The organism is Cupriavidus sp. FW305-27, assembly GCF_058787995.1.
On record NZ_JBYTAG010000057.1, the window covers coordinates 1 to 18,492 of the forward strand.

At 67.4% G+C, this 18,492-nt stretch carries 15 protein-coding genes; 5 read left to right on the forward strand and 10 right to left on the reverse strand.

Going from position 1 to position 18,492, the window contains the following annotated elements:
• The first annotated feature begins 96 nt into the window (after window positions 1-96).
• From aspT to AC3WRI_RS24285, 5 genes are all read left to right on the forward strand, one after another.
• Window positions 97-1,782: an aspartate-alanine antiporter gene (gene aspT / locus AC3WRI_RS24265; protein WP_010814954.1), complete on the forward strand. Its 1,686-nt coding sequence runs from the start codon at window positions 97-99 to the stop codon at window positions 1,780-1,782.
• A 94-nt stretch (window positions 1,783-1,876) separates the two neighbouring features.
• Window positions 1,877-3,502, forward strand: coding sequence for a bifunctional aspartate transaminase/aspartate 4-decarboxylase (locus AC3WRI_RS24270; RefSeq protein ID WP_010814955.1), 1,626 nt, complete (start codon window positions 1,877-1,879; stop codon window positions 3,500-3,502).
• A gap of 568 nt (window positions 3,503-4,070) precedes the next feature.
• A complete protein-coding gene (locus AC3WRI_RS24275; protein WP_011615954.1) occupies window positions 4,071-4,931 on the forward strand; it encodes a cytochrome b561 domain-containing protein in 861 nt (286 codons plus the stop codon).
• A gap of 2 nt (window positions 4,932-4,933) precedes the next feature.
• On the forward strand, window positions 4,934-6,307 hold the full coding sequence (locus AC3WRI_RS24280) for a GntT/GntP/DsdX family permease (RefSeq protein WP_492294239.1): 1,374 nt from the start codon (window positions 4,934-4,936) through the stop codon (window positions 6,305-6,307).
• A 40-nt stretch (window positions 6,308-6,347) separates the two neighbouring features.
• A complete protein-coding gene (locus AC3WRI_RS24285) occupies window positions 6,348-7,256 on the forward strand; it encodes an SMP-30/gluconolactonase/LRE family protein (RefSeq protein WP_492294241.1) in 909 nt (302 codons plus the stop codon).
• A gap of 42 nt (window positions 7,257-7,298) precedes the next feature.
• Here AC3WRI_RS24285 and hutG read toward each other — a convergent pair whose 3' ends face one another.
• From hutG to AC3WRI_RS24335, 10 genes are all read right to left on the reverse strand, one after another.
• A complete protein-coding gene (hutG, locus tag AC3WRI_RS24290) occupies window positions 7,299-8,111 on the reverse strand; it encodes an N-formylglutamate deformylase (RefSeq protein ID WP_492294243.1) in 813 nt (270 codons plus the stop codon).
• 37 nt (window positions 8,112-8,148) lie between these two features.
• Window positions 8,149-9,555 (reverse strand): formimidoylglutamate deiminase, encoded by a 1,407-nt coding sequence (locus AC3WRI_RS24295; RefSeq protein ID WP_011615956.1) that lies wholly within the window; start codon window positions 9,553-9,555, stop codon window positions 8,149-8,151.
• On the reverse strand, window positions 9,552-10,805 hold the full coding sequence (hutI, locus tag AC3WRI_RS24300; RefSeq protein ID WP_010814961.1) for an imidazolonepropionase: 1,254 nt from the start codon (window positions 10,803-10,805) through the stop codon (window positions 9,552-9,554). The genes AC3WRI_RS24295 and hutI overlap by 4 nt, the downstream gene beginning before the upstream one ends.
• Complete coding sequence (locus AC3WRI_RS24305) at window positions 10,802-11,404, reverse strand: HutD/Ves family protein (protein ID WP_492294244.1); 603 nt, start codon at window positions 11,402-11,404, stop codon at window positions 10,802-10,804. Before AC3WRI_RS24305 ends, hutI begins: the two co-directional genes overlap by 4 nt.
• Window positions 11,401-13,101 carry a urocanate hydratase gene (hutU, locus tag AC3WRI_RS24310; protein WP_010814963.1) on the reverse strand — a complete coding sequence of 567 codons (1,701 nt, stop codon included), beginning with the start codon at window positions 13,099-13,101 and terminating at the stop codon, window positions 11,401-11,403. The genes AC3WRI_RS24305 and hutU overlap by 4 nt, the downstream gene beginning before the upstream one ends.
• 51 nt (window positions 13,102-13,152) lie before the next feature.
• Window positions 13,153-14,730 carry a histidine ammonia-lyase gene (gene hutH, locus AC3WRI_RS24315; RefSeq protein WP_454749646.1) on the reverse strand — a complete coding sequence of 526 codons (1,578 nt, stop codon included), beginning with the start codon at window positions 14,728-14,730 and terminating at the stop codon, window positions 13,153-13,155.
• Between the two features lie 64 nt (window positions 14,731-14,794).
• Window positions 14,795-15,556, reverse strand: coding sequence for a histidine utilization transcriptional repressor HutC (hutC, locus tag AC3WRI_RS24320; RefSeq protein ID WP_010814965.1), 762 nt, complete (start codon window positions 15,554-15,556; stop codon window positions 14,795-14,797).
• Between the two features lie 16 nt (window positions 15,557-15,572).
• Window positions 15,573-16,352 carry an ABC transporter ATP-binding protein gene (locus AC3WRI_RS24325; protein ID WP_010814966.1) on the reverse strand — a complete coding sequence of 260 codons (780 nt, stop codon included), beginning with the start codon at window positions 16,350-16,352 and terminating at the stop codon, window positions 15,573-15,575.
• Window positions 16,349-17,218, reverse strand: a complete 870-nt coding sequence (locus AC3WRI_RS24330) for an ABC transporter permease (protein ID WP_010814967.1) — start codon at window positions 17,216-17,218, stop codon at window positions 16,349-16,351. The genes AC3WRI_RS24325 and AC3WRI_RS24330 overlap by 4 nt, the downstream gene beginning before the upstream one ends.
• Window positions 17,219-17,245: 27 nt before the next feature.
• Window positions 17,246-18,214 (reverse strand): ABC transporter substrate-binding protein, encoded by a 969-nt coding sequence (locus AC3WRI_RS24335; RefSeq protein WP_011615958.1) that lies wholly within the window; start codon window positions 18,212-18,214, stop codon window positions 17,246-17,248.
• Window positions 18,215-18,492 lie beyond the last annotated feature (278 nt).

Consider the following 18,492-nt stretch of genomic DNA (forward strand, 5'->3'; position numbering starts at 1 on the left):
GTCCTGCGCTGCCCCGTCCTGCCCTGAATTTCCCCCACCCCCGCAATCCGATGCAACGACTCACCCAACCCGCATCACTCGCTTCAGGAGCCTTCGATGGAATGGTTGCATGAGATTTTCCAGAAGTCGCCCGAATCGGCGCTGTTCCTTGCGCTGTCGGTCGGCTACGCCATCGGCAAGATCACCTTCGGGCGCTTCCAGCTAGGCGGCGTGGCTGGCTCGCTGCTCGCCGCGGTGGTGATCAGCCAGGTCGGCGTCGAGATCGACAACGGCGTCAAGGCCGTGATGTTCGCGGTGTTCATCTACGCGGTGGGCTATGAAAGCGGTCCGCAGTTCTTCAACTCGCTGAACCGCAGCTCGCTGCGCGAGATCGCCATGGCGGTGTTCATGGCGGTGTGCGGCCTGGTCACGGTGGTGGTGCTGGCCAGGCTGTTCCACCTCGACAAGGGCCTGGCCGCTGGCCTGGCCGCCGGCGGCATGACCCAGTCGGCGATCATCGGCACTGCGGGTGATGCCATCACCAAGCTGGGCTTGCCGCCCGACCAGGTCAAGACGCTGCAGGCCAATGTGGCGATCGGCTATGCCGTGACCTATGTGTTCGGCTCGCTGGGCGCGATCATCGTGTGCGTGAATATCCTGCCGCGCTTCATGAAGTCGGACCTGAAGACCGACGCCAAGAAGATCGAAGCCCAGCTCAGCGGCGGCCTGCCGCAGTACGGGCCGGGCCAGCGCGGCGCCCTGCCGCGCCTGGTGGGCCGGATCTTCCGCGTGACGGGTGCGGCCGGCAAGACCGTGTCGCAGATCGAGATCGGCGGCGAGGACCTGGTCACCGTGGAAAAGGTGCAGCGTGGCGGCAAGCCGCTGGACGTCAAGCAGGACCTGGTGCTGCAGGCCGACGACCTGGTGCTGCTGGTGGGCCGGCGCGATGCCATGGTGCCGACTGCCGCGCAAATCGGCGAGGAAGTGGCCGATGCCGAGGGCATGGGCGTGGTGATGCAGTCGCGCAACCTGGTGTTCACGGCCAAGGGCATGAACAACATGACCGTGGCCGAGATCGTCGACACGGTCGGCCGCGACGTGCGCCACGGCGTGTACATCGAGCGTATCGAGCGCTTCGACCATCCGCTGCCGCTGCTGCCGGACCTCAAGCTGCAGCACGGCGACATCATCACGCTCTACGGCACCCCCGCCGACACCAAGCGTGCCGCCGAGATCGCCGGCTATGAGCTGGTGCCCAGCGAGAAGACGGACTTCGTCTACTTCGGCGCCGGCGTGCTGGTGGGCCTGCTGATCGGCCTGCTGGTGTGGCGCGTGGGTGCGATCCCGCTGACGCTCGGCGCCGGCGGCGGCGCGCTGCTGTCGGGCCTGGTGTTTGGCTGGGCGCGGTCCAAGCACAAGATGTACGGAGCGATGCCGACCGCGGCCTGCCAGCTGCTGAAGGACTTCGGCCTGGCCGCGTTCGTGGCCATCGTCGGCATCAACTCCGGCCTGCAGGCGGTGACCACGCTGCGCCAGAGCGGCCTGACCATCTTCCTGCTGGGCGCGGTGGTGACGCTGCTGCCGCTGTTCCTGACCATGCTGTTCGGCCGCTACGTGCTGAAGTACGACAACGCCGCCGTGCTGGCTGGCGCGCTGTCAGGCTCGCGCAGCGCCAACCCGGCCTTCGGCGGCATCCTGGACAAGGCCGAAAGCCCGGTGCCGACGGTGCCGTTCGCCATCACCTATGCCCTGGCCAACGTGCTGCTGACGCTGCTGGGACCACTGGTGGTCGGGCTCGTCTAGCGCGCGTTTCCTTCGATATCCCTCCTGCTGCGCGGGCATTCCCTCTCCACCGGCCCGCCAGCCCTACCGACAAGCGTCCACACAGGAGCAAGCCATGAGCAAGTTCGATATCTCCAAGCTGTCCAGCCTCTCCCCCTTCGAGCTGAAGGACGAGCTGATCAAGCTGGCCAGCAGCGACGCGGAACGCCTGATGCTGAACGCCGGCCGCGGCAATCCCAACTTCCTCGCCACCGTGCCGCGCCACGGCTTCTGGCAACTGGGCCTGTTTGCCATGCGCGAGTCCGAGCGCTCGTTCTCCTACATGCCCGAGGGCGTGGGCGGTTTCCCACGCCGCGAAGGCATCGAGGAACGCTTCAACCTGTTTGCGCGCGAGTTTGCCGACACCCCGGGGGTGAAGTTCCTCGCCGGAGCGGTGTCGTATGTGCGCGACCAGCTCGGCCTGAGCGCGGGTGATTTCCTCTATGAAATGTGCGAAGGCATCCTGGCCTGCAACTACCCGGTGCCGGACCGCATGCTGAAGCTGTCTGAGGTCGTGGTCGGCCAGTACATCCGCAAGGAAATGATCGGCGACCATCCGTTCATCGGCGATTTCGATCTGTTCGCGGTTGAAGGCGGCACCGCGGCGATGACCTACCTGTTCAACTCCATTCGCGAGAACCACCTGCTCACGGCCGGCGACACCATCGCGCTGGGCATGCCGATCTTCACGCCGTATATCGAGATCCCGGAACTGAACGACTACCAGCTGGTGGAAGTGTCGGTCAATGCCGATCCCGAGTCGCACTGGCAGTATTCGAAGAAGGAGCTCGACAAGCTGCGCGACCCCAAGGTCAAGGCCTTCTTCCTGGTCAACCCGAGCAACCCGCCCTCAGTGCGCATGAGCGACGAAAGCCTGGAGTACCTGGCCTCGATCGTCAAGGAGCGCCCGGACCTGATCATCCTGACCGACGACGTCTACGGCACCTTTGCCGACAACTTCGTCTCGCTGTTCGCGATGTGCCCGAAGAACACCATCCTGGTGTACTCGTTCTCCAAGTACTTCGGCGCGACCGGCTGGCGCCTGGGCGTGATCGCCACGCACCGCGACAATATCTTCGACCTGCAGATCGGCAAGCTGCCCGACGTGCAACGCCAGCAGCTGAACCAGCGCTACAGCTCGATCACCACCGAGCCGCAGAAGCTCAAGTTCATCGACCGCCTGGTGGCCGACAGCCGCACGGTGGCGCTGAACCACACGGCCGGCCTGTCGACCCCGCAGCAGGTGCAGATGGTGCTGTTCTCGCTGTTCTCGCTGATGGATACGCCGGACAACTACAAGAACGCGATGAAGCGGCTGATCCGCAGCCGCAAGGCCGCGCTGTACCGCGAGATCGGCATCGCGCCGGAAAGCGACGACCCGAATGCCGTGGACTACTACACGCTGCTCGATATCGAGCAGCTGGGCGGCAAGGCGATCGGTCCGGACTTCGTCAAATGGGTGATGAACTCGGTCGAGCCGAACGAATTGCTGTTCCAGCTGGCCGATGAGGCAGGCGTGGTGCTGCTGCCGGGCCGCGGCTTCGGCACGCGCCACCCGTCAGGGCGGGTGTCGCTGGCCAACCTGAATGAAGCTGACTATGCCAAGATCGGGCGCTCGATCCGCAAGTTGTTCGAAGCGTATGTGGAGAAGTACAACGCGGCGACGGGGAGCAAGGCCGACAAGAATGTCGTGAAGAAATAGGCCTTCGCTGGCGTGGCTCGCAGCCCGGCTTCAGGCCGGGCTTTTTTGTTCAGTGTTGCGTTATGCCGGGGCCGAGATGCGATCAAACCCTCAAGCGGATCCTGCGCCCGATGACACCGCAACGTTTTCCAGAATCCCCAAGCGATAACCTGAGGTAAATCGGAGATTCGATCATTTGATTAGAAGCATATTCCAGCCATTGCTATAGTTGTCTCCACTTTCCTGCGCGCAGGCCATTGGCTCTACAGCAGGCTCAAGCCGCATTCTGGTTGCGCGGCGCCGCCAATTACCCATTCCAATAAGATCACCGCCCTTTGAAAGGGCGGATGGAGACATTCGGTCATGCAAGCTGCTGTCCCACTCAGTTCAGGCGTATCACACGCGGCGCCGTTGCTGGCCGCCGCAACCGCCATCTAGCTGCGCCCGTCCCGCCAGACAAGGGTGGCGGCACAACACCGGCCACAGCGTGTCGCCAGCACGCGGGCGATCCCGGTATAGCGAAACCTCGCCACCGCTATCCACCCTCTGTCCCATTCAAAGGAATTCTTCGCGCATCAGGAGATCGGAAATGCCACCTGCGCTTCCCGCGGCCGTGCGCTGGATATTGCCGCTCGGCCTCACGCTTTGCCTCTGCATTCTCGGCGCGCGGGCCGCGCCCGGCTGGCCCGCGCAATGGCTGAGCCGCCCGATTTCCGGTACCGCCGCCGCGCACCACGTCGTGCCCTGGGTAGCCTGGCATGGGCGCCTGATGGTGCTCAGCTGGGGACTATTGCTGCCGCTCGGCATCCTGGTCGCCCGCTTCTTCAAGGTGACGCCGTCGCAAGCCTGGCCTGCCGTGCTCGATCGCAAGACCTGGTGGCGCGCCCACTTGTGGATGCAGGGCAGCGGCGTTGCGCTGATGTCGGTGGGCGTGCTGCTGGTCCTGGGCCACGGCGGCGGCATGCCCGATACGCTGGCGCGCTGGCACCACCTCGGCGGCTGGGCACTGGTAGCCTGCGCCGCGCTGCAGGTAGGCGGCGGGCTGTTGCGCGGCAGCAAGGGCGGGCCCACCAGCAACTGCCTGCGCGGCGACCACTACGACATGAGCGCGCGCCGGGTGGTGTTCGAGTGGCTGCACAAAGTCATTGGCTGGAGTTCGCTGCCGCTTGCCATCGCAACCATCGGCATCGGCCTCGCGCTGGCCGATGCGCCGCGCTGGATGCCGCTGCTGCTGGGCGCCTGGTGGCTGACGCTGGCGGCGCTCGCGCTGGCATTGCAGCGCGCGGGCTTCTGCATCGACACGTATCAGGCGATCTGGGGCCCCGATCCCAGGCACCCGGGCAATCGACGACGGCCCATCGGCTGGGGCATCACCAGCTTTCCCTCACAGCCGGCATCGTCGTCCGGCACGCACCGGCCGCAGGCGTGGCCGGCTGAACACAAGGATTAGACGTGGCAATACTGATATTCGGCGGTGCGGCAGCGATCCTGCTGTTGCTCGCCCCGATCCTGATCGCAAAGCTGCACCCCTTCCTGGCACTGATCCTGGTGGCCACGGGCGTCGCCGTCGTGGCCGGCGTACCGGTGAGCCAGATTGCCGATGCGGTCGAAGGCGGCCTGGGCAAGACCCTGGGCCATGTCGCCGTGATCATCGCCTTCGGCGCGATGATCGGACGCATGATTGAATTGTCGGGCGGCGCGCAGGTGCTGGCCAACCGGTTGATCGAGCGCTTCGGCGACAAACGCGTGCCGCTGGCCATGGCCTGTACCGCATTCGGCGTCGGCATTCCGGTGTTCTTTGAAGTCGGCGTCATGATGCTGATGCCGCTGGTCTACGGGCTCACGCGCACCCGCGGCATTCCGCTGGTGGTGATTGGCCTGCCGGTGTGCGCCGTGTTGCTGGTGGTGCATGCCCTGCTGCCGCCGCACCCGGGCATGGTGGCAGTGGCCGGGGAACTCGGCATCGAGATCGGCCGCCTGATGCTGATCGGCCTGCCGGTCGCGCTGGTCACTGGCCTGGTGACTTTCCTGGCATCGCGGCGACTGACCAGGCGGCCGTTCCATATGGCAGCCGATATCGCCGCCGAAGTGGGCCAGGCCACAGGCAGCGCCCCAAAGGTCCACGCGGCATCCGCCAGCCTGGGCAGCGGTGCGCCGCCGGGCGCCCGTCTCGTCGCCGGGCTGATCGCGCTGCCGATCGTGCTGATCCTGGCCGGGACGCTGGCCCAGGTGCTGTTGCCGCAAGGCTTCTTCGGGCGCTCGGCGCTGATGTTTCTCGGCATCCCGTACGTCGCGCTGTTGCTGGGCCTGATGCTCTGTGCCTACCTGCTGGGCACCCGTCGCGGCGCGCCGCTGGCGACGGTGTCCGAAGTGGCCGGCGCCGCCATCCCGACCGTATCGGTGGTGATCCTGATCACCGGCGCCGGCGGCGCTTTCGCCAAGATCCTGGTGTCGACCGGAATCGGCCCCGCGCTGGCGACGTCGCTGCAGTCTTCGGGTCTGCCGCTGGCCGTCCTCGCGTTCCTGCTGGCGATGCTGTTGCGCGCGGCACAGGGGCCCACCACCGTGGCGCTGATGACCACGGCCGGCATCATCGCCCCGCTGGTCGCGCAGGCTTCGCCCGGTCCCAACCATCTGGCCCTGATCGGCCTGGCGATGGGCGCGGGCGGCATGGCGGTCTCCCACGTCAACGATGCGGGCTTCTGGATCGTGACCCGGATGCTGGGCCTGAGCGTCGGCGATGGACTAAGGAGCTGGACGGTGCTGACGACGCTTGCCGGTATCGCAGCCCTTGGCCTGATCCTCTTGCTGTGGCAGTTCGTGTAAAGACCGCTTGGGTGTCTTTGCAACGGGATAAAGGAAGACCATGGATACAGTCCGGATATTCGATGAGCGCGCACGCGAGCTGCCGCTTGCAGGCGAACGGCTCGAGCGGCTGGCATGCAGGGCAACCTGGAGCGAGGGGCCGGTGTGGTTGCCCGACGAGGATGCGGTGCTGTGGAGCGACATCCCCAACGACCGCATCCTGCGCTGGAGCGCCGCGGATGGCATGTCGGTCTGGCGTACGGGCGCCGGGTTCACCAACGGCCACGCACTGGAGGCGGACGGCTCGCTGCTGCATTGCTCGCACGGAAAGCGGGCCATCGTGCGGACGCATCGCAGCGGTGCCCGCCTTGGCGAGGACGAACTGGTCGTCAGCCACTATCAGGGGCGGCGCCTGAATTCGCCCAATGACATCGTGGTCAAGCGCGATGGCACCTTGTGGTTCACCGATCCGCCGTATGGGATCCTGTCGGACCGCGAAGGCCACCGGGCCGATCCCGAGCTGCGACACAACTATGTGTTTCGCTACGATCCCGTCGTCGGTGCGCTGGAAGTCGCCAGCGACTTGATCGAGGAGCCGAACGGGCTGGCATTCTCGCCCGATGAAGACGTGCTTTATGTCTCCGATACCTCGGCGGCATTGCGCGACGATGGTCATCACCATATCGTCGCCTTCGACGTCGTTGCGGGACGGGTGCTGGCCAACCCGCGGGTCTTCGCCGTCATCGCGCCCGGACTGCCGGACGGATTTCGCGTGGACCGGCGCGGATGGCTCTTTACCAGCAGCGCCAGCGGCGTGCAGGTTTTCCATCCGGACGGGACGCGGCTTGCGCATATTCCCGTGCCGGAGAAGGTCGGCAACCTCGTTTTCGGCGGCGCCGAGGGCGATGCCTTGTTCATCGCCGCCAGCACTTCGCTCTACCGCCTGCGGCTTGGTCAGCGCTTGACGTGAGCTGGCAGCGCTGCGCGGCAGCCATCGTGCCGCGCCAGCGCCTTAGCGCGTTTCGACGAACTCCAGCACCGTCGCCAGCATCCCTCGCAAAGCCGGCTGCAACGCCGCCGCACGCGCCTCGTCGTAGGCGAACGGATACGTCTCGCTCATGTAGGCGATCTGCGACAGCTCGAGCTGCACCGCGTGCACGCCGTCCTGCGGCTTGCCGTATTGGCGCGTGATATAGCCGCCCTTGAAGCGCCCGTTGAGCACCGCGGTATGGCCGGCCACCGCGCCAGCCTGCTCAAGCAGCTGATGCGCAAGCGACGCGTCGCAGCTCTCGCCGTTGGCCGTGCCGAGGTTGAAGTCCGGCAGCCTGCCTTCGAAGAAGCGCGGCAGCACCGAGCGGATCGAATGCGCATCCCACAGCGCGATGGTGCCGTGCTCCGCCTTCAGGCGGGCCAGTTCCGCGGCCAGCGCCTGGTGGTACGGGCGCCAGATCGCATCGCGGCGCGCGGCGATTTCGGCATCGTCGGGGCCGTTGCCGTCGACGTACAGCGGCGTCTTGTCGAAGGTGTCGACCGGGCACAAGCCCGTGGTGTCCTGGCCGGGATACAGGTTGGCGTTATCGGGCGGTCGGTTCAGGTCGACCACGTAGCGCGAATGCGTGGCCACCAGCACCGACGCACCCAGCTCGCGGGCGAAGCTGTAGAGGCGTTCCAGGTGCCAGTCGGTGTCGGGCACGGTGCGCGCTTCGGCCGTCAGGCGCTGCGAGACCGAAGCCGGCAGGTGCGTGCCGACGTGCGGCATCGATACCAGCAACGGGCGCGTGCCGCGATGCAGGGTGAAGGCGGGGGTATCGGTGGAGAAGGACATTGTCTTTGCGATGCAGTGGGCGTGCGCCCGGTTTCAGTCAGTCGGCCAGCAGGCTGGCGCGCGCCGCGATGAACAGGCGCCCCGCATCCGCCTGCAGCGGATGCGCGCCATGCTGCACGCGGCTGCGCCCGGCGGTGCGGACATCCGCTAGTGTCTCATGACCATGACAGGCAAACACATGCGTGGCCAGCGCCTGCGGCCCGTCGAGGCCCGCCAGCGTCGGATGGGCGCCATCCAGCACCACGAAATCGGCCTGCTGGCCTGGCACAAGCCCCGCCACGGCGCGGCCGCTGGCACGCGTGCCGCCAGCCACGGCTTCGAGATACAGCCGGTCAGCCACCTGTGCATGCGTGTCGGAGGCCAGCACATTGCGCCGCTGCAGGCCGAGCCGCTGGCCGTATTCGAACAAGCGCAGCTCCTCGGCCACGCTGACGCTGGCATGGCTGTCGGAGCCGATGCCCCATGCGCCCTGCTGCGCCAGGTAGGGCGCGGCCTCGAACACGCCGTCGCCCAGGTTGGCCTCGGTGGTCGGGCAGATGCCGGCCACCGCGCCGCTGTGCGCCAGGCGCCGGCGCTCGTCCCAGTCCATATGGGTGGCGTGCACCAGGCACCAGCGCGCGTCGACCTCTACATGGTCGAACAGCCAGGTCACCGGGCGCGTGCCCGACCACGCGATGCAATCGTCGACCTCTTTCTGCTGCTCGGCGATATGGATATGGATGGGCGCCTGCGGGTCGATCGCCTGCAGTCCCGCCAGTGCGTGGGCGAGGCTTTCCTCCGGCACCGCGCGCAGCGAGTGCGGTGCCAGCCCCAGCCTCGCGCCGGACTGCGCGCACGCGGGGGCCAGCCGTTCCAGCAGCCGCAGCATCGCGTCGGTGTCGTGCAGGAAGCGGCGCTGCTCGGCCAGCGGCGGCTTGCCGCCAAAGCCGGCGGTCTGGTACAGCACCGGCAGCAGCGTCATGCCGATGCCAGTACGCCGGGCCGCGCGCAGCAGCCGCAGCGACATCTCGGCGGCATCGGCATAGGGCGTGCCGCCGGCATCGTGATGGACGTAGTGGAACTCGCACACGCTGGTGTAGCCCGCACGCAGCATCTCGATATAGAGCTGGGTGGCGATGGCCTCCAGCGTGTCGGGCGAGAGCCGCTGCGCGAAGCGGTACATCAGGGTGCGCCAGCTCCAGAATGAATCGGCACCCGCCGGATCGTCGCCCTGCGGGCGGCTGCGGAATTCCGTCAGGCCGGCAAAGCCGCGCTGGAACGCATGCGAGTGCAGGTTGGGCATGCCGGGCAGCACGGGACCGGCCGCATGCGGCACGCCTGCGGCTGGCTCCGTGCCGGGCTGCACGGTGGTGAAGCGGCCCTGCTCATCCCAGGCCAGCAGCACATCGCGCGCCCAGCCGGCCGGCAGCAGCGCAAACGGAGCGAAGAGTTGCGAGCCACTCATGCCGAGGCTCCTTCGTGCGCATGCACACGCCCTTGCCGCACCACCGTCGCGACCGGGTTGCGGCCGAACCAGTACGCCAGCTCGGCGGGCGAATCGATGCGCCACAGCGCGAAGTCGGCCACGCGCCCTGCTTCCAGCCGCCCGTGGCGATCCGATGCGCCCAGCGCACGCGCGGCGTGCACGGTCACGCCGGCAAGCGCTTCGGGCACGGTCAGGCGGAACAGGGTGCAGGCCATATTCATCATCAGCAGCAGCGAAGTGACCGGCGACGTACCCGGATTGTGATCGGTCGAGATTGCCATCGGCACGCCGTACTGGCGTAGCAGCGCGATCGGCGGCAGGTTGGTGTCGCGCAGGAAGTAGTAGGCGCCGGGCAGCAGCACCGCCACCGTGCCGGCCTCCGCCATCGCCGCGACGCCGGCCTCGTCGAGATGCTCGAGGTGATCGGCGGACAAGGCGCGGTGGCGAGCGGCGAGCGCGGCGCCGCCGAGGTTGCTCAGTTGCTCGGCATGCAGCTTGACGCGCACGCCATGGCGCGCCGCCGCCTCGAACACGCGCCCGGTCTGTGCAATCGAGAAACCGATCGATTCGCAGAAGGCATCGACGGCGTCGACCAGTCCTTCCCCGGCCAGTGCCGGCAGCATGGTGTTGCAGACCAGGTCGATATAGTCGTCGGCACGGCCCGCGTACTCCGGCGGCAATGCGTGCGCGCCCAGGAAGGTCGTGTAGACCGAAATCCCGAAGTGCTCGCCAAGCCGGCGCGCCACGCGCAGCTGCTTGCGCTCGGCTTCCAGGCTCAGCCCGTAGCCCGACTTGATCTCGATGGCGGTGACGCCCTCGGCCAGCAGCGGCTGCAGGCGCGCGGCGGCCTGGGCAAACAGCGTGTCTTCATCTGCGGCACGCGTGGCGCGCACGGTCGAGACGATGCCGCCGCCGGCGCGCGCAATCTCTTCGTAGCCGGCGCCGGCCAGCCGCATCGCGAACTCGTCGGCGCGCTGGCCGCCGTAGACCAGGTGCGTATGGCAGTCGACCAGCCCGGGCGTGATCCATGCCCCGTGAGCATCATGGCGCGCCGCGCCGCGATAGGCATCCGGCAGGTCCGCCGTGGCACCCAGCCAGGCGATGCACCCATGCTCCACCACCAGCGCGGCATCGCGGATCGCGTGCGCCGGATCGGCATCGGGCAGCAGGTGGCAGTTGTGCCAGACGCCGTCCGCGCTGGGCGCGGACGATACAGAGGGCAGCGTCATTGACCGGGCTCCGTCTCAAGGGTGACGCACAGGCACAGGGCCGCGTCACCCACAGGTTCAAACGATGGCGTGGATGGGGGTTCCGCAGCGCCGCAGAGCGCTCCTTCGCCCGCTTGCAGCAGCAGGCCGGCATCCTGCGCCTGCCATGCGCCGCTGACGGCCAGCAGGCAGACGGCATGGCCGCCGGTGCTAGGCACGAACCCCTGCCGGAACACCTCGACGCGCGCGCGGCAGTGGCCGCGCCGCGTCATCACGTTGAAGTCGCGCGTGACGCCGTCGATCAGCGTCGCCTGCAGGCTGGTATCGCCGGAGAAGGCGAACGGCTCGCCGATATGGTCAAGGCGATGGCTGAAGCTGGCGTCGTCCGCACGCAGCGTCACGCCGGCGCCCTCCAGCAGCACGATCTGGCGATCGATGCCGGGAAACGCCGAGAACGGCCCGTCCTGCCCGATATCGGCCACGCTCAGGCGCCACATGAAGTCATCCATGCCGGCGCCCGGCGGCCACACCGCGATCTCGCGCGTGTTGCCGCCGCCGTTCTTCCAGCGCGTGGGCGCGATCTCGGCCAGCGCGAACCGTTGAAATAGCGTCAGGCTCATGCGCCCTTCACCATCGGCAGGTTCAGGCCCTTCTCGTGCGCGCATTCGATGGCGATGTCATAGCCCGCGTCCGCATGGCGCATCACGCCGGTGGCCGGGTCGTTCCACAGCACGCGCTCGATGCGCCTGGCCGCGGCATCGGTGCCGTCGCACACGATCACCACGCCCGAATGCTGCGAGAAGCCCATGCCGACGCCGCCGCCGTGGTGCAGGCTGACCCAGGTGGCGCCGCCCGCGGTGTTCAGCAGCGCGTTGAGCAGCGGCCAGTCCGACACCGCATCCGAGCCGTCGCGCATGGCCTCGGTCTCGCGGTTGGGCGAAGCCACCGAGCCGCAGTCCAGGTGATCGCGGCCGATCACCACCGGCGCCTTCAGCTCGCCCGACTTGACCATCTCGTTGAAGGCCAGGCCGGCGCGGTGGCGTTCATCCAGCCCCACCCAGCAGATGCGCGCGGGCAGGCCCTGGAAGGCGATGCGGTCGTGCGCCATGTCGAGCCAGCGGTGCAGGTGCTTGTCCTCGGGGAACAGCTCCTTCATCTTGGCATCGGTCTTGTAGATATCTTCCGGATCGCCCGACAGCGCGACCCAGCGGAACGGGCCCTTGCCGCGGCAGAACAGCGGACGGATATAGGCCGGCACGAAGCCCGGGAAATCAAAGGCGTTCTTCACGCCCTCGTCGAACGCGACCTGGCGGATATTGTTGCCATAGTCGACCGTCGGCACGCCCATCTTCTGGAAGTCGAGCATGGCCTGCACGTGCTTGACGATGGACGGGCGCGCGGCGGCTTCCACCGACTTGGGATCCTGCGTGCGCGCCGCTTCCCATTGAGCGACGGTCCAACCGGCCGGCAGGTAGCCGTTGACCAGGTCGTGCGCCGAGGTCTGGTCGGTGACGATGTCCGGGCGCATGCCGCCGGCCTGCGCGCGCTTGACCAGTTCCGGCAGGATCTCGGCGGCGTTGCCGAGCAGGCCGACCGAGATCGCTTCCTTCTTCTGCGTGGCCTCGGCGATCATCGCCAGCGCTTCATCCAGCGTGGTGGCCTTCTTGTCGACATAACGCGTGCGCAGGCGGAAATCGATGCGCGACTCCTGGCACTCGATCGCCAGCACGCAGGCGCCGGCGAGCACGCCCGCCAGCGGCTGCGCGCCGCCCATGCCGCCCAGGCCGGCGGTCAGGATCCACTTGCCCGACAGGTCGCCGTTGTAGTGCTGGCGGCCGGCCTCGACAAAGGTCTCGTAGGTGCCCTGCACGATGCCCTGCGTGCCGATGTAGATCCACGAGCCCGCCGTCATCTGGCCGTACATCATCAGGCCGGCGCGGTCCAGCTCGTTGAACTTGTCCCAGTTGGCCCAGTGCGGCACCAGGTTGGAGTTGGCGATCAGCACGCGCGGCGCATCGGCATGGGTGCGGAACACGCCCACCGGCTTGCCCGACTGCACCAGCAGCGACTCGTCCTCACCCAGGCGGCGCAGGCTGTCCAGGATGGCGTCGAAGCACTCCCAGTTGCGCGCCGCCTTGCCAATACCGCCGTAGACCACCAGGTCCTGCGGACGCTCGGCCACGTCCGGGTCGAGGTTGTTCTGGATCATGCGGTAGGCGGCTTCGATCAGCCAGTTCTTGCAGTGCAGCTGGCTGCCGCGCGGGGCGCGGATTTCGCGCTGGCCGCGCTGGATGAATTGGTTTTCGTTGGCGTTCATGTCTTGTTCTCCTGCTGCGGGTCTGGTCTGGCAGTGTCGGCGCGGGGCGCGTTACGACAGGTTGGTCGGCAGGATCGCGCGCACGGCATCGGGCCAGCCGGCGCCGGCATCGCCCTGCACCACCCATTGCTTCATCGCTTCGATATCCGGTGCCAGGTAGCGGTCCTCTTCGACAAAGGCCACGCGCGCACGGATGCGGGCCAGTTCCTGCTCCACCAGCGGCGACGACTTCAGCGGGCGGTGGAACTCGATGCCCTGCGCCGCGGCCATGGCCTCGATGCCGACCACGACTGCGGTGTTGGCGGCCATCTCGCCCAGGCGGCGCGCACCGTAGGTGGCCATCGACACATGGTCTTCCTGGTTGGCCGAGGTCGGCAGGCTGTCGACGCTGGACGGATGCGCCAGCGCCTTGTTCTCGGAGGCCAGCGCGGCCGCGGTTACCTGCGCAATCATGAAGCCCGAGTTCAGGCCGCCGTCGCGCACCAGGAACGGCGGCAGGCCCGACAGCCCGGTATCGAGCAGCAGCGCCAGGCGGCGTTCGGAAATCGCGCCGATCTCGGCAATCGCCAGCGCGATGATGTCGGCGGCAAATGCCACCGGCTCGGCGTGGAAGTTGCCGCCCGAGACCACGTCGCCCTGCGCGGAGAACACCAGCGGGTTGTCCGAGGCGGCGTTGGACTCGATCTGCAGGATGCGCGCGGCGTGCTGCAGGTTGTCCAGGCACGCGCCCATCACCTGCGGCTGGCAGCGGATCGAGTACGGGTCCTGCACGCGGCCGCAGGTCTTGTGCGAGTCGACGATCTCGCTGCCGTCCAGCAGCGCGCGCACGGCGCCGGCCACGGCGATCTGGCCGGCCTGGCCGCGCGCCTCATGGATGCGGGCGTCGAACGGCTTGACCGAGCCCTTGATCGCTTCCAGCGACAGCGCGCCCGCCACCAGTCCGGCGGCAAAGGCGTCTTCGGCGGCGAACAGGCCGGCCAGCGCCAGCGCGGTCGACACCTGGGTGCCGTTGAGCAGCGCCAGGCCTTCCTTGGGGCCCAGCTCGAAGGCCTGCAGGCCGGCGTGCGCCAGGCCCTCGGCGGCGGGCACGCGCTTGCCGTCGACCAGCACGTCGCCCACGCCGATCAGCGTGCACGACATATGCGCCAGCGGCGCCAGGTCGCCCGAGGCGCCGACCGACCCCTTGGCCGGGATGCACGGCGTCACGCCGTGGTTGGCCAGCGCCAGCAGCGCCTCGATCAGTTCCGGGCGCACACCCGAATGGCCGCGCGCCAGGCTCACGGCCTTGATCGCCAGGATCAGGCGCACCGTGTCTTCGGCCAGGTCCGGGCCGGTGCCGACGCTGTGCGACAGCACCAGGTTGCGCTGCAGCTGCGCCAGCTTGTCATTGGGGATGCGGGTCTGCGCCAGCTTGCCGAAGCCGGTATTGATGCCGTAGACCACGGCATCGGCGTCGATGATGTCCTGCACCGTGGCCTGCGCGGCGCGCACGCCGGCCCAGGCCGATTCGGCCATGGCCAGGCGCACTTCGCCGCGGTAGATGCGGCGCAGGTCGGCCAGGGTGACTTGGCCCGGCTGCAGGGTCAGCAGCGGGCGGGAAGCTTGGTCGTCGTGTTGGCTGGCGCTCATTTGTATGTTCCTGTCTATACAGCTTAGAGTAAAAAGTTGAACCATGCGGCCGGATCCTGTGGATTCAGCCGAAAGCAGGGTTGCCGTCGGCGCGGAAGCGGCTGCCGAGGCGGTAGCGGTTGCCCGGATGCAGGCAGCGCACAAAGGTCACCGGCACGCCGTTGGTCCAGGTGCGGCGCGTCAGCATCAGGCAAGGTTGCGTGGGCGGCATTTCCAGTTGCGCGGCCTGCTCCGGCGTCGCGGCAATGGCATCGACCACGTGCTCTACCTGATCGTAGGGCACATGGCGCAGCAGGTATTCGCCGGGCTGGGTCTCGCTGAAGTCCTGGCTGATGAAGTCCGGCGCCACGCGCGCATTGACGTAGCGGTCCTCCAGCTGCACCGGCACGCCGTCCTCGCGATGCACGCAGACCGAGTGGTACACCGACTCGCCGGTGCGCAGCTCCAGCGCGGCGGCCACCTCGATCGATGCCGACACACGCTCCACCAGGATCACGTCGCAGGCATAGTCATGGCCGCGCATGCGGATCTCGTCCTGCAGGTTGACCACGGACAGCAGCGTCGACTGCGGCTTGTGCTCCGCCACGAAGGTGCCCACGCCGGCAACCCGCACCACCCGGCCCTGCTCCTGCAGCTCGCGCAGCGCCCGGTTGACGGTCATGCGCGAGACGCCGAAGCGGTTCACCAGCTCCTGCTCCGACGGCACCCGGTCGCCCGGCTGCCACGCGCCGCTCTGGATCTGGCGGGCAATGTACTCCTTCACCTGCTGGTAGAGCGCGGTGGGAGAGGCAGAAGCGGAAGAGGCGGTGCCGGCGGCGTGGTTCATGGCGTTGGTTGGATGCCTAGTGCTCGGCCGAGGCCATGGCCTCGGCGCGGATCTCCTCGGTCAGCCGCGCCTTGAGCGCGGAGAACTCCGGAGTGGTCTTGACGGTGTAATGGCGCGGATGCGGGAAATCCACCGCGATCTCGCTCTTGATCCGACCCGGCCTGGCAGAAAACACCGCCACCCGGTTGGCCATGAAAATGGCCTCGTCGATATCATGGGTCACGAATAATACCGTCTTGCGCGACGCCTCCCATATTCCCAGCAGCAACTCCTGCATCAGCACGCGGGTCTGGTTGTCGAGCGCGCCGAAGGGTTCGTCGAGCAGCAGGATCTTGGGATCGTTGGCCAGCGCGCGCGCAATCGCGGTGCGCTGCTGCATGCCGCCCGACAGCTGCTTGGGGAAATGGTGCTCGAAGCCGCGCAGTCCCACACGCTGGATAAAGAAGTCGCTGCGCTCCTTCTGCTCGGCGGCGCTCATGCCGCGCTCGCGCAAGCCGAAGCGCACGTTCTGCTCGATCGTCAGCCACGGGAACAGCGTGTACGACTGGAACACCATGCCGCGGTCCGCGCCGGGGGCGGACACCGGCTGGCCGTCCAGCAGCACGCGGCCGCTGGAGGGCGTATCCAGCCCCGCGACGATGCGCAGCAGCGTGGACTTGCCGCAGCCCGAAGGCCCGAGGATGGTGACGAAGTCATTGTCGCGGACCTCGAAGTCGACCGGCTGCAGCGCCAGGGTCTGGCCGCCGCGCGGGTTGGAGAAGGTGCGCGAGACCTGCTGGATGGACAGTGCGCTCATTGGATCGAACTCCACGGGAACAGGCGCTGGTTGGCGCGCTTGAAGACAAGGTCCGAGACCAGGCCGATGCAGCCGATCACGATGATGCCGAAGATGATCTGCCCGGTATTGAGCAGCGCCTGGCTGTCGGTGATCATGTGCCCGATGCCCGACGACGAGCCGATCAGCTCGGCCACGATCACGTAGGTCCAGGCCCAGCCCAGCACCAGCCGCAGGATCTCGGCAATCTCGGGCGCGGCGCCGGGGATCAGCACGCGCCGCACGATGCCGGCGCTGTTGGCGCCCAGCGTGTAGGCCGCCTCCACCAGGTCCTTGCGCGCGCCGCCGACGGCCACCGCCACCATCAGCACGATCTGAAAGAACGAGCCGATGAAGATCACCAGCAGCTTCTGGGTCTCGCCGATGCCGGCCCACAGGATCAGCAGCGGGATAAAGGCCGACGCGGGCAGGTAGCGGCAGAACGACACGAAGGGCTCGAAGAACGCCTCGGCCGCCTTGTACGCGCCCATGAAGATGCCCAGCGGCACCGCCAGCACCGCCGCCAGCACGAAGCCGCCGACCACGCGCCATACGGTCATGCCGATGTCGCCGATGAAGTTGTGCTCGGTGAACAGGATGAAGCCCTCTTTGGCCATCGTCATCGGATCGGCCAGGAACGTGCGCGGCACGAAGCCGCCCAGCGTTACCACGGCCCAGATGCCGAAGAACAGCACGAAGAAGGACAGGCCCAGCATCCAGCGCGTGTTGGGCGCCACCGGCACCAGCGGGGCCAGCCACGGGTGGCGCCGGCGCACCGGCGCCGCCGCTGCGGCAGGGACCGCCGCGGCAGCGGCCGGGGCGGGTGTTCCAAGTCTGGCTTGCGTCATGACGTCACGCCTCCTGAAGACTGTCGGTTACTTGAGGAAACGCGCGTCATACAGCGCCGTCACGTCCGGCACCTGGCGGATCACGCCGATTTCCAGCAGCACCGCCGCAGCTTCCTTGCTGAAGCTGGCAAGCTCGCCGGCAAAGAACTTGCGGTTGGCCTCGCGGTCCTGCCAGCGCAGGTAGGCGGAGGACTTGGCGAACTGCTCGCCGGTCTGCTTGACCGCAGCGCCCATGATGTCGTTGGCCTTGGCCGGCTCCTTCCGGATCATCTCCAGGGCCTCGAAGTAGCTGTCGACCAGCGCCTGCGCGGCCTTGGGATTCTCTTTAAGCCACTTCGGCGCGCAGCCCAGCGTATCGGTCACCATCGGGTAGTCGAGCGTGGTCGCCAGGATCTTGCCCTTGTCCGGGTTCTGGCGCACCGTCGACAGATACGGCTCATAGGTCATGGCGCCGTCGTTCTGGCCGGCCACGAAGGCCTGCGCGGCCGCCTGCGGCGACAGCGTGGTGGTCTTGATGTCCTTGAGCGTCATGCCGTTCTTCTTCAGCATCCAGGCCAGGCCGAAATACGGCGCGGTGCCCGGCGCATCGACGCCGATGGTCTTGCCCTTCAGGTCGGCAAAGCTCTTGACGTCGCTGCGCACGGCCAGGCCGTCGGCGCCGTAGGACTTGTCGAGCTGCACGATCTGGGTGATGGGCACGCCGTTGGCGTTCCAGGCCACATGCGTTTCCACCGTGGTGGCCGCGCACTGGATCGCGCCCGAGGCCAGCGCCAGGTGGCGGTCCTTCTGCGGGATCATCTTGATGTCGACGTCCACGCCATGCTTCTTGAAGATGCCGGCCTTGTCGGCCAGCGTCAGCGGCGCGAAACCGGTCCAGCCGCTCATGCCCAGCGTGACCTGGGTATTCTGCGCCTGGGCCGCACCGGCCCCCAATGCCGCAACCAGCACCGCGGCCTGCACTGCCATCCGACCGCGAATCCTGCTGTGATTCCTCATCTGTACGCTCCTTTGGTGTGTCCGTCGACGGCAGGCCATGCGTGTGGCCGCGCTCGTTTTCGGACATTAAACAGTACCTGTATATACAAGTCAACGTAGGGCTTCCACCAAGCATCCAGGCGGATAAACACCTTGAAAGGCGCTTTCCAGAGCGGGGAGTCCTCAACAGGCCTCGCACCACCCCGGTTCACGGATTGCAGTGTCGGCACCAGGCCGGGGCGATGGAAGTGCTGCTGTATAGACAGGACAAAAACGACGCAAAGGCACAGCAAACCCCG

Coding starts and splice junctions, on each gene's coding strand:
- aspT (WP_010814954.1), top strand. CDS start 97: ATGGAATGGTTGCATGAGATTTTCCAGAAGTCGCCCGAATCGGCGCTG.
- AC3WRI_RS24270 (WP_010814955.1), top strand. CDS start 1,877: ATGAGCAAGTTCGATATCTCCAAGCTGTCCAGCCTCTCCCCCTTCGAG.
- AC3WRI_RS24275 (WP_011615954.1), top strand. CDS start 4,071: ATGCCACCTGCGCTTCCCGCGGCCGTGCGCTGGATATTGCCGCTCGGC.
- AC3WRI_RS24285 (WP_492294241.1), top strand. CDS start 6,348: ATGGATACAGTCCGGATATTCGATGAGCGCGCACGCGAGCTGCCGCTT.
- hutG (WP_492294243.1), bottom strand. CDS start 8,111: ATGTCCTTCTCCACCGATACCCCCGCCTTCACCCTGCATCGCGGCACG.
- AC3WRI_RS24295 (WP_011615956.1), bottom strand. CDS start 9,555: ATGAGTGGCTCGCAACTCTTCGCTCCGTTTGCGCTGCTGCCGGCCGGC.
- hutI (WP_010814961.1), bottom strand. CDS start 10,805: ATGACGCTGCCCTCTGTATCGTCCGCGCCCAGCGCGGACGGCGTCTGG.
- AC3WRI_RS24305 (WP_492294244.1), bottom strand. CDS start 11,404: ATGAGCCTGACGCTATTTCAACGGTTCGCGCTGGCCGAGATCGCGCCC.
- hutU (WP_010814963.1), bottom strand. CDS start 13,101: ATGAACGCCAACGAAAACCAATTCATCCAGCGCGGCCAGCGCGAAATC.
- hutH (WP_454749646.1), bottom strand. CDS start 14,730: ATGAGCGCCAGCCAACACGACGACCAAGCTTCCCGCCCGCTGCTGACC.
- hutC (WP_010814965.1), bottom strand. CDS start 15,556: ATGAACCACGCCGCCGGCACCGCCTCTTCCGCTTCTGCCTCTCCCACC.
- AC3WRI_RS24325 (WP_010814966.1), bottom strand. CDS start 16,352: ATGAGCGCACTGTCCATCCAGCAGGTCTCGCGCACCTTCTCCAACCCG.
- AC3WRI_RS24330 (WP_010814967.1), bottom strand. CDS start 17,218: ATGACGCAAGCCAGACTTGGAACACCCGCCCCGGCCGCTGCCGCGGCG.
- AC3WRI_RS24335 (WP_011615958.1), bottom strand. CDS start 18,214: ATGAGGAATCACAGCAGGATTCGCGGTCGGATGGCAGTGCAGGCCGCG.